Here is an 11979-nt window from a genome sequence, read left to right on the forward strand (position 1 = left end):
ACGCGAGCGGCAGGCGCCCGATCAGAAATCCGTCGGTGCCCCACCCTCGGCCTTGCGGCGCAACACGAAGTCGGCCAGCTCGTCGGCAATCGCGGCCTCCATGGGCGGTGCCTCGAAGGAATTCACGATTTCTTTCCACAGGAGATGGGCGCGTTCGGAGACCCAGGCGCCACCCGTCAGCGACCATGCCTCGTAGTTGCGCCAGTCCGACAGGAAGGGCTGGTAGAACGCCGTGGTGTAGCGTGACTGGGTATGGTCAGCGCCGAAGAAATGCCCGTTGGGGCCGACGTCCGCGATCGCATCGACGGCAAGGTCCTCCGGCCCGGTCGCGGTCAGCGCCGGCTCGAAATACCGCTGGATCTGCTGGAGGATCTCGCAATCCATCACGAATTTCGCAGGGCTGGCGATCAGCCCGCCCTCCAGCCAGCCGGCCGCGTGATAGACGATGTTCGTGCCCGACTGCACCGCCGACCAGAGCGCGTTCGAGGTTTCCCACATCGCCTGCCCGTCCGGCACGTTGGCCGCGCAGGAGCCGCTGGCGCGCAGCGGCAGGCCGTAGAACCGCGCCATCTGGCCGGTCATCTGGGTCGCCCGCATGTATTCGGGCGTGCCAAACGCAGGAGCGCCGGATTTCATGTCGACGTTGGAGGTGAAGGTGCCGAGCACGCAGGGGCACCCGGGCTGCACCCACTGGAAGAGCGCGATGGCGGAGAGCGCCTCGGCGATCGATTGCGCCACTGCGCCGGCCATGGTGACAGGCGCCATTGCACCGGCCAGCGTGAAGGGCGTGACGATCACCGCCTGGCCGCGACGGATCAGCCGCAGGCAACCGTCGATCATCGGGATGTCGTGCTTGAGCGGCGAGGTCGAATTGATGTTGGTGTACATGCGCGGCGTGGCGCGGAATTCCTCCTCGGTGAGTCCGCCGGCGATCCGCACCATCTCGGCCACGTCGTCCACCCGCTCTGGGCCTAGCGCATAGGCGTGAACCACCTTGTCCGACAGCATCAGCTTGTCGTGCAGCACGTCGAGATGCCGCACCGATGGGTGAATATCCACCGGCTCCACCGGGTAGCCGCCGGCGAAATGGATGCAATTGAAATACTGCGTCAGCTTCAGCAGGTCGCGGCACTGGACGCGCGTGCCCGGGGTTTTGCCAAGCTCGACGTCCCAGTAATTCGGCGGCGAGGAGACGTTGCCGAACAGGATCGTGCGGCCGCCGATGGTGATCTGCCGCTCCGGATTGCGCGGGGTGATGGTGAATTGGGCTGGTGCCCGGCCGACCATCTCCATCACCCAGTCACGGCCCATGCGCACGTTGGTCCCCTCGACCTTGCACCCGGCCTCGGCGAATAGCGCCAGCGATTCGGTGTTCAGAAACTCTATCCCGATCTCCTCGAGGATCCGCATCGCCGCGTCGTGAATTGCCGCGACGCCCTCTTCGCCCAGCGGTTCAGTGGGGCGATCAGTGTTCTCCGGCAGGCGCCAGGGCATCTGTTCGATCACCGCGGCCTTGGTCCGGCGCGCATTGCCCGCGCGGCCGCCGCCCCGGGCCCTGCGGCGGAGCGGGGCGGCATCGGAGGCTGGGGGTGTGGCGTCGGTCATGGCTGTGCTCCCGCTGGGTTCCGTCAGGATGGCAGGGAGATCGGATCGCCCGAGCGTCGGAATGCGACCGGAAATGTCGGAAAAGGCGCCCGCCTCAGGCCAGACCGAGCCAATCGGGCAGATGGCCGATGTCGGGCAGGACGACGTCGGCGTGCGGCGCCAGTTCGTCCTCCCGAGCCAGACCGGTGAGCACGGCGATGGTTGTCATCCCCGCTGAGCGACCGGCGTACAGGTCGTGGGTGCTGTCGCCGATCATGGCGATCTGCTTCGGCGCGAGCGCGACATGTTCGGCAAAGGCGAGGCACTGGCCCGGCGCTGGCTTGGCGCCGTGGCCGCTGTCGGCCCCGATCACGACCGCAAAAGCACCGAGAACACCAAGCCCATCCAGCTGGGCGCGCGCGGCCTCTTCGGCGTCGTTCGTCGCCACCCCGAGCGCCAGCCCGGCTCCGCCGAGCCGTGCCAGGAGCCCGGCTAGCGGTACCGCCTGCACCGGTTCCAGCGTCAGCGAGCGCTCGATGATCAACGCACGCAGCGCCAGGGCTTCCATCCGCGGCAATCCGGGCAGGAGAACCGCGACCGACTCGTCGATGGTCCCGGCGATGATCGGGCTGTGCGGCAGGAAGGCCGCCGCCTGACGGTCGAGCCCCGCGCGATCCGCGAGGTCATCGGCCTTCGCCGCGTCGCCGCCCGCCAGCTCCAGCATCAGCGCCGCCGCCCAGCCGCCCCAACTGCGCTGGAAATCGAAGAGCGTGCCGTCCTTGTCGAAGAGCAGGCCGCGAATCTCTGTCATGGGGGCTCCCTCGCTTGCCGTGCGCGGCCGGGTCAGGTCCAGTTCGGCAGCGCGCCGCCGGGCAGCGCCTGGCGCGCGATCATCGGCTGATCGAATCCGAGCCCTGCCGCCTCGCAGAATCCGGCGACCCAAGCGTCATCCATGGTCAGGAAATCCAGCACCGCGGCAAGGAATTCCGGCTCGCCGGCACGCGCCTTCACATCCTCCAGAGAGGCCCCCGTCGCGCCGAGAAACACCGGCAGCAGATCCTCGTTGCCGGCCAGCCAGGCCAGCGCCTGCAGACCGATGGTTTCGGCGGTTTCCGTCTTCATGCACGCCCCTGTGAAATGCCGGGAAAGGTTTCCTTAACCAATCTCAACAAAGACTGACCTCGACAAGTGTTGGCGGGGGCCATCAAACAGGAGTGCGGCGCAATGCCCGGGCGAATTCTGATCGTTGATGACGTCGCAACCAATCGCATGATCCTCAAGGCCATGCTGGCCGGCGCCTGCTACGAAGTGCTTCAGGCCGATGGCGGCGCCGAAGCGCTGGTGGTGGCGGAGCGGGATCGGCCGGACCTGATTCTCCTCGACATGTCGATGCCCGATATCGACGGGCTGTCGGTCTGCCGGAAGCTCAAGGCCACGCCCCGGACCGCCGATATCCCGGTGATCATCGTCACCGCGCATGACGACACGCCCTCCAAGCTGGCCGCGCTCGAGGCGGGTGCCGAGGAGTTCCTGTCCAAGCCGCATGACGAGATGGTTCTGCTGGCCCGGGTGCGCAGCCTGCTCCGCGCCCGCAGCATCGAGGCGGAGCTGGCGCTCCGGGACGGCACCAGCCAGGCGCTCGGCTTCGCCGAAGCGGGCAGCGAGTTCGTCCCCGCCGGGCGTGTCTGCCTCGTGGCCGACGCGAATGCGGAAGCCCTGAGCTGGAAGACCCGCATGAGCGAGCGCCTGCACGACACGGTCGAGATGCGCAGCCGCGAGACAGCGCTGGCCGAGACCGGCCCGACACCCGACATCTTCGTCGTGAACGCGGATCTGGGCTCCGCCGGCGGCGGATTGCTGCTGCTGTCGGAGCTGCGCTCGCGCCCCGAGACCCGCCATTCGGGCATCATCGTCATCGTGCCCCCGGGAAACAGCGCCCATGCGGCCATGGCGCTGGATCTCGGCGCCTCCGACGTCGTGCGGGCCCCGATCGACATGGACGAGATGGAACTGCGACTGAAATCCATGATGGCCCGCAAGCGTCAGGCCGACCGGTTGCGCCGCAAGGTCCGGGACGGGCTGCAGATGGCAGTGACCGACCCGCTCACCGGTCTCTACAACCGCCGCTATGCGCTGCCGCATCTGGAGCGGGTGCGGGAACGTGCGCTCGAGACCGGGCGCAATTACGCGGTGATGATGATCGATCTTGATCTATTCAAGTCGGTCAACGACGCCCACGGCCACGGTGCGGGAGACCGGGTCCTGAAGACCGTCGCCGAGCGATTGCAGACCAATTTGCGGACGGTCGACCTGGTGGCGAGGGTCGGCGGAGAGGAATTCGTCGTCGTCCTGCCCGAGATCAACCCGGAGGCGGCGCTGAATGCCGCCGAGCGACTGCGGATCGCGATCTCCAAGACGCCGGTCACGCTTCCCGCCGGCCCGGCCCGCCCAATGCCGGTAGACCTGACCCAGACCGTCTCGATCGGGCTGGTGATCGGCGGCGCGGCGCAGGGCGGACTGGACGACGACGCGGAACAGCTCCTCGAAACCGCCGATTCCGCACTCTACCGGGCAAAGGCGAGCGGGCGGAACCGAGTTGTGCTCGCAAACGGCGTGCGGCGGCGCGGCGACCGGCCGAAGCCGGCTGTCGCTCCGACGACCTATCCCACGCCCTCCGCGCCCTCCATGCCAGCGCAACGCCTGACGGTCGAGATCCGCTGACAGGGACCAAGCCTCGATCAAGCGTCTGGATGGTGCCGGACAAGCTTTTTCGGATCAGGCGTTTTTTCAGGACTGGTGCGAAAGCACGGGTCACGGCCGCGGCTGACGTTCCCCATCATTATGGCGGCCATTGCCCATTGCAGAGGACGGCTTCGCCTTGTCGGAACGCTCTCCGAAACGCATCGTCCGTTCGAGCCGGTCGGCAAAGGCGTTGCGTTCCTCCGGCGACATCGCCGCGAGCCGCAGCGTCAGTTCTTCCTGCCCGATCATCCGACCGCGCGCGGCAATCTCTGCCTGGCGCTGGACCAGATGCAGGAACCGCTCCCGGTCGAAAGGTTCCTGACGCAGCAGCAAGATCGACTCACGCAGTGCGTCCCGCCATTCGGCCCGGCCGGCGGCGAGATCCTTATCGCGGTTGCGGCTGGCGTCGCGCAACGCCTTGCGGTTCTCTTCGTCCAGCGCGAACAGGAACGGGCCGAGCCCAAGCTCGCGGGTGATCCTGTCCGGCCGCGCGTCTTCGACCTTGCGGACCTGTAAAACGGTGCCGAGCACCACCCCGGCCACGGCGAGGTTCAGGGCAAGCGAAACGAACAGCAGCACTCGCAGCCAGAGGCGGCTGCGCGGGGCGTTTTGCGGCGTGGCGGGCGTGGGCGAGTTCTCGGTCATCTCGGGTCGATCTCGGGCGTCAGCTGTCGGATAGCAGGAACGCGTAGTCCGGCAGGGACGACGCCATCGAAAGGCTGTCATCCGCCGTCAGCGCGTAGCTGTCACCGACAAAGGTCTCGGAAAGCGTGTCGAACGCGGCGGGCGGGTTGTAGCCGATCCAGATACCGGCCGCGGTTGCGGTGACCAGACCGGCTATCGCTGGCCAACCTCCCACCCCCTGGAACAGCCCGGCCAGCAGACCGCGGCGCGGAGTGTCCGGCACGGCAACCGCGCCCGGTATGGTTTCGGAAGCGGTCGCCGCATCCTGTTCGGCATAAGCATCCGCCAGCACGCGCGACAGCAGGGCTGGCGACGGTTTGCCGCCGATTTCTCTGGCCGACTGGAAAAACGCTTCCAACTCGGCATCGAGTTCGCGGGACTTGTCCTGTTCAGTCGTCATCGCTCAACCCCAGTTCTGCGCGGCGGCCGGACAGTCGGGCGGCCAATGCGCGTTTGCCCCGTGCGGTGAGGCTCTCCACCGCTTCTACGCCGATGTCCATTACGGCGGCGATCTCGGGGTTCGACAACCCCTCCAGATGCCGGAGCACGACGGCCTGTCGCTGTCGCTCGGGCAATTCCTCCAATGCGACCTGCAGCGCGTTGGCCCGTTCGGCCTGCCGCAACCGGTCGTCCGCCCCCGGTGTCTCGTCCGGCGGCTCCACCCCGTCGCCAAAGGCCTCGTCCAGCCCGGTGCTCCGGCGCCGCCGCAGACGGTCGGTGCACAGGTTCATGGCGACCCGGTAGAGCCAGGTGGAAACCTGCGCCTCGCCCGCGCGCCAGTCCGGCGCGATCTTCCACAGCCGCAACATGGCCTCCTGGGCCACGTCCTCGGCCTCCGCCATCTCGCCCAGTATGCGCTGCGCCAGCGACAGCACGCGCGGCGTCAGCCGCACCGTCAGGGCGCGGGCCGCTGCGCGGTCGCCATCGGCGTAGCGTATCAGAAGGGCTTCGTCCGAGGTTTCGGACTCGGCGTCGTAGGGCATGGTCATCGCATCCGTGGCCTAGCCTTGTTCCCGCCTCGGGCGCAATGGCCCCGGCGATCTGGCATGCACGGCCTCGCGCCGTGCATGCCGGTCTTGCGGCCGAACCGGCCTCAGTTGCGCCAGAACGGCATGCGGTCATTGTTCCGGCCGTCCCAGCCGCCCTTGCCGCCGCGGCCCTTCTGATCGCGGTCGGAGCGGGCGTGGCGCTCCTCCATCCGCTCGGCAGCGGCGGCGAATTCCTCCTCGGAGACCGCGCCGTCCTTGTCGGTGTCGGCCATCGCGATGAAACGCTCGCCCGGGCTTGCCTTGCGGCCTTGGCCCATGCTGTCGAGCATTTCCTGCTCGCTGACCGCGCCGTCCTTGTCCGCGTCGAAGCGGGAGATCATGCGCTCTGCGCGCTCGGCATCCCGGTTTTCCCGCTGCTGCGTGATGGCGGCGGCCAGCTCTTCCTTGCTCATCTTGCCATCCCCATCGGTATCGGCGGCCTTAAAGCGTTCCGCGGCCATGATCGCCGGGAGGGCCTGCATTTCGGCCGCTGTCAGCTTGCCATCGCCATCGGTGTCGATCTGCGCGAAGCTCGGACGCTCCAGCGATCCCTGCGCGCCGCCAAAGGCATTGGCGCCCGTGGTGACCATCAGGCCGGTGACGATTGCGGTGGTGAGAAGTGCGATGCGTGTCATTTCCTGTATCCTGTCTCTGACTTGCGTCTTCTTGAAACGCGACCTGTCTTCGCCGCGTCATGCATCTTTCACGCCGCCCTCCGGGTTTTCCGTCGCCGCCCGTACATTTTTTTATCTCCCCCCGATTTCGCGACATCCCGACGCACTGACAATCCGCGGCCTCGCATCCTCTGGCGAAACTGCCATTGTAGCGCCCGCGAACGGAATTCGGCCGCCTCCGGGCGGCATTGGAGCTTCAGGAAATGCAAACACCCGACCAGCGAGGCGCCGTATCGGGCGCCTCGGACGAACGGCCATTGAAGCCGGCACTCAAACACGGCTGGCGCCGGCGCTGCCCGAATTGCGGCAGCGGCCCCTTGCTCTCAGGCTATCTTAAGGTGGCCGACCACTGCCCCGTATGCGGACAGGAATTCAGCCATCAGCGCGCCGACGACGGCCCCGCCTACGTGACCATCCTGATCGTCGGCCACCTGATGGCGCCGCTGATCCACGTCCTTTACGCCCAACTCCGGCTCGAGCCGCTGGTGATGGCCTCGATCCTGACGGTGATCTGCGTGGCCCTGTGCCTGTATCTCCTGCCTCGTATCAAGGGGGCCTTCATCGGCCTGCAATGGGCGCGGCGGATGCACGGGTTCGGCGGGCCGAACGGCTCAGTCGAGAGCTGACGGCCCATGGTCGACAAGAGCGCATTGCGGGACGCCGCGACCGTGATCCTCTGGCGCGAGGGCGCTGGCGGCCCGGAAGTGCTCATGGGCCAGCGCGGCTCCTCCGCCGCCTTCATGCCGGACAAGTTCGTCTTTCCCGGCGGCGCGATCGATGCCGGCGACGCGGCGGTCACGCTGGCGGCACAGCCGGGCGCGACCTGCCTGCGGCGGCTGGCGATCAACACCGACGCCCGGCTGATCCCGGCGCTGCTCGCCGGCGCGGTGCGCGAGGTCTGGGAAGAGACCGGCCTGATCCTCGGCCGCCCCGGCCACTGGACCCCTCCGGATGCCGATTGGGAGAGCTTCGCGGCCACCGGCCACGCGCCCTCGGCCGAGGGCTTCTCCTTCGTCTTCCGCGCGATCACCCCGCCCGGCCGCCCCCGCCGCTTCGACGCCCGCTTCTTCCTCGTCCCCGCGACCGCCGTAAGGGGCGACCCGGAGGATTTTACCCACGCCTGCGACGAGCTCCGTCACCTGCAATGGATCCCGCTGGGAGAGGTGCGCAGCTTCGACCTGCCCTTCATCACCGAGGTCGTGCTGGCCGAACTGGCGCCGCTGATCGGGCGTGGCGGCGTCCCGGAGAGCGTGCCGATGGTGCGCAACGACGACATCGTCTCCGGCATCACACGGCTGCGCTGACCTGATCCGCCGTCAGGTCACGAGGACGAGCACCACGAGGCTGATCGCCAGAAGGCCGATCCCGAACACCTCCCGCCGCGACAGGCGTTCGCCGAAAAAGAGCGCTCCGCCGGCCACCGAGAACAGCAGCTCCACCTGCCCGAGCGCATAGACATATGCCGCGTTCTTCAGCGCGAAGGCGGTGAACCAGCAATAGCTGCCGGCAAGGCTCGCCGCCCCGACCGCCAGCCCCGGCCGCCAGGCCTGCAGCACCAGCCGGATCTGCGCCCGGTCCTTCCACAGGAACCAGAGCAGCATCAGAAGCGATTGCGTCGCGGTCACGAGCGCCAGCGCCAGTGCGGCGCGAAACGCCACCGGGCCGTCCCCGAGAGAGAGCGTCGCCCCCCTGTAGGCGACGCCTGCCAGCGCGAAAAAGGCGCCGCTGGTCAGCCCGAGCAGGACCGAGGGGCTGATGAGGCGGTTAGCCGCCCTGCCCGCCCCGCGTGGCCCCGGCGGCTCGGCCAGCACGAGGAGTGCCACGAGCCCCAGTACCAGCGCGCCGAACCCCGCTGGCGAGACGGTCTCGCCCAGCAGGAGCCAGCCCACGAGGACCGTCTGCAGCACTTCGGATTTCTTCAAGGTGATGCCGACGGCGAAGTTGCGGAAGCTGAACAGCATCACGACGCAGATCGTCGCCAGGATCTGTGCCACCCCGCCGGCCAGCGCAAAGGCCCAGAACCGCCCGGTGAGCGGCGGCATCTCCGCACCGCCAGCCAGGATCCAGCCGACAACGCCCGCGGCGATCGCCGGCGCGGACCACAGGAAACGCGCCCATGTCGCCCCGGCGGCGGAGAGGCCGGCCTGCTTCAGGCGCTTCTGAAGCGCGAACCGCAGTGTCTGGAACAGCGCGGCTGCGAATGTGACGGCGATCCAGGTTTCCATCTCCGCCCCTTGGCAGGCCGTGGCCGGTCAGTCCAGACAGATCTCCGCCCGGATGCCACCGTCGAGCAGCACCTCGTTGCAGCCGAACATCGGGACGACCGGCGTGCAGGTGCGGGACCGCGCTAGGCACATGCCTTCGCAATCGGAATTCTGCGAACAGGTCTCGTTCGCATCGCGCGTCGTGATGAAGCAGACGCTTGTCGCGCCCCCGGGCGCCTTGCCGAACTGCCCGCCCCGGGCCTCGCAGGACGCCTTCTGCTCCTGGAAGAACTCCGGCGTGCCGGGCGCTGCCTGCGGTCCGGGCGGGCTGCGCTCGGGCAGGCAGGCGGCAAGGGCCAGCAGGCAGGCAAGCAAAAGAAAGTGACGCATCGGGCGCTCCGTCGGGCGAGTCTCGGCGGCACGAAACGCCATGCGGCCGGGCGGCGCAAGCCCACGACCGCGTGAACGGCGCAGGCTTGCCGGCCCGCGGCTGTTCGCGGGCGGTGTGCCTGTCTCAGTAAGGCATCGGATGATCGCGCTGGATCTGGTTGATCTCGGCCAGGACCTCGTCCGACAGATCGAGGTCGATCCCGTTGAGGATGCGCGCGAGCTGTTCCGTGGTCGTAGCCCCGAAGATCGCCGACCCCATGAACGGCCGCGCCCGGCAGAAGGCCAGCGCCATGTGGACGGGATCGAGGCCATGCCGCTCTGCCAACCCGCAATAGGCCTCGACCGCGGCATCCGACCGCGGATTGGCGCGCCCCGACAGGTTGGCGTTGAGCGACATCCGGCTGCCTTCCGGCACCACGCCGCCAAGGTACTTGCCGGTGAGCAGCCCGGCCCCGAGCGGCGAATAGGCCAGCAGCGGCACCTTCTCGTTGACGCTGAGCTCCGCCATGTCGGTGTCGAAGATGCGGCAGAGGAGCGAATACTCGTTCTGGATCGAGACCATGCGCGGGGCGCCGGTCTCCGCCGCCAGCCGCAGCCATTCCGCCGTGCCCCAGGCGCTTTCGTTCGACAGGCCGAAATGGCGGATCTTGCCGGCGCGCTGCAGCTCGGTCATCGCCGCGAGCACCTCGCGCATATTGGCCTCGGTCTCCGCACGGTCCTGCCCGGAGGGGTCGTAATCCCAGTACTGGCGGAAGTGGTAGGAGCCGCGATTCGGCCAGTGGAGCTGGTAGAGGTCGATCACGTCGGTCCTGAGCCGGGCCAGCGAGGTCTCGACCGCCGCGACGATGGTCTCGCCATCGATCCCGCGCCCGCCCCGGCAGATGCCCTTGTTGGAACCGGTGATCTTGGTCGCCAGCACGATATCGCCGCGGCGGCCGGAGGCGGCGATCCAGTCGCCGATGACCTCCTCGGTCCGGCCGATGGTCTCGGCGCGCACCGGGTTGACGGGATACATCTCGGCGGTGTCGATGAAGTTGATTCCGGCGTCGAGCGCCATGTCGATCTGGCGGTGACCGTCGGCCGCCTCGGTCTGGTTGCCGAAGGTCATGGTGCCAAGACACAGGTCGGTCACCTCCAGATCGGAGGTTCCGAGAGGTTTCTTCTGCATGGTGATCCCTGGTTTTTCGCTTGCGCCCACAGTCGCGTTGCAGGCTGGCGGGAGCAACCCCCAATCGTCGGCCTCCCGCCCGTCGCCGACGCATCTTCAGATGCGCCGCCTCCCGTTGGGCCGGGCCGCGCGCTGGCGCGCGTGGCGCCTCCGGCGGGGATATTTCCCGACAGAAGAAGGGCGCGCGTGTCCATCGGGCTCGCCCTCGCTCTGGTCGCATGCAGAGACATCTACCGCCCTGTCTGCAGGCGAAGCCTGCGCGGCCCAACGGGATGAGATGCCGAAAGGCATCGAAGACGGGCGGGAGAGCGCCGGGTTGGGCCTAAAGCATCACTTGAGAACATTTAGTGAACACCTATAATCTCTCCCCATGTCCCGCCACCATGCCCTGCTGACACGCCACTCCCATGCCGGTCACTCCGCCCTGCCGGTTGCGGGCGAGATGTCGCTAGCCCTGGCGCGGGTGCATGAATTCTGCGGCCCCGCACGGCACACCCTGGCGCTGGCGGTTGCGGCGGCCCGGCCCGGCCCGGTGCTGTGGATTGCGCCCAGCTGGGAGTTGGAATGGCTCAACGGAGAGGGGATGGCGGCCCGGATCGACCCGGGCCGGCTGGTTTTCGTGGCGGCTCCGCAGGCCGGCGACCTGCTGTGGTCGATGGAAGAGGCGCTGCGATCGGGCGCAACAGCGCTGGTGGTGGCGGAACTGCCCGAACCGCCGACGCTGACACCGGTGCGGCGGCTGCACCTTGCGGCGGAAACCGGCGCGGCCGAAGGCGCGGTCGTGCCCCTGGGGTTGTTGCTGACCCCCGGCGATGGCGGCGCGCAGGGGGTGGAGAGCCGCTGGCACCTCGCGCCCGACCACACTGCATCGGAAAGCCACTGGCGCCTGGAGCGGCGGCGCGCCCGGTCCGCGCCGCCGGCAAGCTGGCGGCTGGGTGAGCGGGCTGACTCCACCGACGGCAGGATGCGGCTCGCCTCCTTGCCCCTCCCCGCCAAGTCGGGGTAGCCGAGGAGTGGACATCCCCGCCCGAAACTTTCATGTCTGTCCGGGTTGGAAGTACCGGAGCCGAGATGACCACGATCACCGTCTGCACCACCTGCCGCAACGCGGTGAACCGCGACACCCAGAAGGGCGCGCCCACGGGAGAAGATTTCCTGGACCTGGTCCGCGAACGCGCGGAAGGCTCGGGCATCGCGGTGCGCGGGGTCGCCTGCCTGATGGGCTGCAACCACGGCTGCAACGTGGCGATCTCCGACACCGGCAAGATGACCTATGTCCTCGGCCGCTTCGACGGCACCGAGGCGGATGCCGCCGCGCTGACCGACTACGCCAGGCAACACGCCAACAGCGCCTCCGGCACCGTCCCCTTCCGGCAATGGCCGCAAGGGGTAAAGGGCCATTTCGTCGCCCGCGTACCCCCGCTGGACTGACCCGCGCCCGCCGTCAAAGGCCCCCGCATCAACTGACCGAAAATGTCCCTGTCGGAGGCATCCGACGACGCCAG

General features: G+C 68.2%; 15 protein-coding genes. 5 read left to right on the forward strand and 10 right to left on the reverse strand.

Annotation, left to right across the window (positions count from 1 at the left end):
* Positions 1–21: 21 nt before the first annotated feature.
* From ACFQ2S_RS01480 to ACFQ2S_RS01490, 3 genes are all read right to left on the reverse strand, one after another.
* Positions 22–1605 (reverse strand): trimethylamine methyltransferase family protein, encoded by a 1584-nt coding sequence (locus ACFQ2S_RS01480; protein WP_386072113.1) that lies wholly within the window; start codon positions 1603–1605, stop codon positions 22–24.
* Positions 1606–1699: 94 nt separating this feature from the next.
* Positions 1700–2395 (reverse strand): HAD family hydrolase, encoded by a 696-nt coding sequence (locus ACFQ2S_RS01485; RefSeq protein WP_386072115.1) that lies wholly within the window; start codon positions 2393–2395, stop codon positions 1700–1702.
* A gap of 32 nt (positions 2396–2427) precedes the next feature.
* Positions 2428–2706 (reverse strand): DUF3572 domain-containing protein, encoded by a 279-nt coding sequence (locus ACFQ2S_RS01490; RefSeq protein WP_386072117.1) that lies wholly within the window; start codon positions 2704–2706, stop codon positions 2428–2430.
* A 102-nt stretch (positions 2707–2808) separates the two neighbouring features.
* Between ACFQ2S_RS01490 and ACFQ2S_RS01495 the strand changes: the two genes are divergently transcribed.
* On the forward strand, positions 2809–4305 hold the full coding sequence (locus ACFQ2S_RS01495) for a diguanylate cyclase (RefSeq protein WP_386072119.1): 1497 nt from the start codon (positions 2809–2811) through the stop codon (positions 4303–4305).
* 90 nt (positions 4306–4395) lie between these two features.
* Here ACFQ2S_RS01495 and ACFQ2S_RS01500 read toward each other — a convergent pair whose 3' ends face one another.
* The 4 genes from ACFQ2S_RS01500 to ACFQ2S_RS01515 all read right to left on the reverse strand — a co-directional run bounded on the left by ACFQ2S_RS01500 (position 4396) and on the right by ACFQ2S_RS01515 (position 6673).
* Positions 4396–4971 carry a periplasmic heavy metal sensor gene (locus tag ACFQ2S_RS01500; RefSeq protein ID WP_386072121.1) on the reverse strand — a complete coding sequence of 192 codons (576 nt, stop codon included), beginning with the start codon at positions 4969–4971 and terminating at the stop codon, positions 4396–4398.
* Between the two features lie 19 nt (positions 4972–4990).
* Positions 4991–5410 carry a hypothetical protein gene (locus tag ACFQ2S_RS01505; protein ID WP_386072123.1) on the reverse strand — a complete coding sequence of 140 codons (420 nt, stop codon included), beginning with the start codon at positions 5408–5410 and terminating at the stop codon, positions 4991–4993.
* Positions 5400–5999: an RNA polymerase sigma factor gene (locus tag ACFQ2S_RS01510; RefSeq protein ID WP_386072124.1), complete on the reverse strand. Its 600-nt coding sequence runs from the start codon at positions 5997–5999 to the stop codon at positions 5400–5402. Before ACFQ2S_RS01510 ends, ACFQ2S_RS01505 begins: the two co-directional genes overlap by 11 nt.
* 104 nt (positions 6000–6103) lie before the next feature.
* Positions 6104–6673 (reverse strand): EF-hand domain-containing protein, encoded by a 570-nt coding sequence (locus ACFQ2S_RS01515; RefSeq protein ID WP_386072125.1) that lies wholly within the window; start codon positions 6671–6673, stop codon positions 6104–6106.
* Positions 6674–6915: 242 nt separating this feature from the next.
* Here ACFQ2S_RS01515 and ACFQ2S_RS01520 point away from each other — a divergent pair, with 242 nt between their 5' ends.
* Positions 6916–7338 carry a DUF983 domain-containing protein gene (locus ACFQ2S_RS01520; RefSeq protein ID WP_386072127.1) on the forward strand — a complete coding sequence of 141 codons (423 nt, stop codon included), beginning with the start codon at positions 6916–6918 and terminating at the stop codon, positions 7336–7338.
* A 6-nt stretch (positions 7339–7344) separates the two neighbouring features.
* The gene (locus tag ACFQ2S_RS01525) at positions 7345–8016 is read left to right on the forward strand and encodes an NUDIX hydrolase (protein WP_386072128.1); all 672 of its coding nucleotides are present in this window, start codon (positions 7345–7347) and stop codon (positions 8014–8016) included.
* A 12-nt stretch (positions 8017–8028) separates the two neighbouring features.
* On the opposite strand, the gene ACFQ2S_RS01530 is transcribed toward ACFQ2S_RS01525, so the two are convergent.
* The 3 genes from ACFQ2S_RS01530 to ACFQ2S_RS01540 all read right to left on the reverse strand — a co-directional run bounded on the left by ACFQ2S_RS01530 (position 8029) and on the right by ACFQ2S_RS01540 (position 10474).
* Positions 8029–8937, reverse strand: coding sequence for an EamA family transporter (locus tag ACFQ2S_RS01530; protein ID WP_386072130.1), 909 nt, complete (start codon positions 8935–8937; stop codon positions 8029–8031).
* A gap of 27 nt (positions 8938–8964) precedes the next feature.
* Positions 8965–9306, reverse strand: coding sequence for a hypothetical protein (locus ACFQ2S_RS01535; RefSeq protein ID WP_386072132.1), 342 nt, complete (start codon positions 9304–9306; stop codon positions 8965–8967).
* A 124-nt stretch (positions 9307–9430) separates the two neighbouring features.
* A complete protein-coding gene (locus ACFQ2S_RS01540) occupies positions 9431–10474 on the reverse strand; it encodes an aldo/keto reductase (RefSeq protein ID WP_386072134.1) in 1044 nt (347 codons plus the stop codon).
* Between the two features lie 370 nt (positions 10475–10844).
* Here ACFQ2S_RS01540 and ACFQ2S_RS01545 point away from each other — a divergent pair, with 370 nt between their 5' ends.
* A complete protein-coding gene (locus ACFQ2S_RS01545; RefSeq protein ID WP_386072135.1) occupies positions 10845–11480 on the forward strand; it encodes an ImuA family protein in 636 nt (211 codons plus the stop codon).
* Between the two features lie 65 nt (positions 11481–11545).
* Entirely contained in the window at positions 11546–11905 is a 360-nt protein-coding gene (locus ACFQ2S_RS01550) for a DUF1636 family protein (RefSeq protein ID WP_386072136.1), read from the forward strand.
* Positions 11906–11979: the final 74 nt, after the last annotated feature.

The sequence above is a fragment of the Tropicimonas aquimaris genome (assembly GCF_042676185.1).
Classification (GTDB): Bacteria; Pseudomonadota; Alphaproteobacteria; order Rhodobacterales; family Rhodobacteraceae; genus Tropicimonas; species Tropicimonas aquimaris.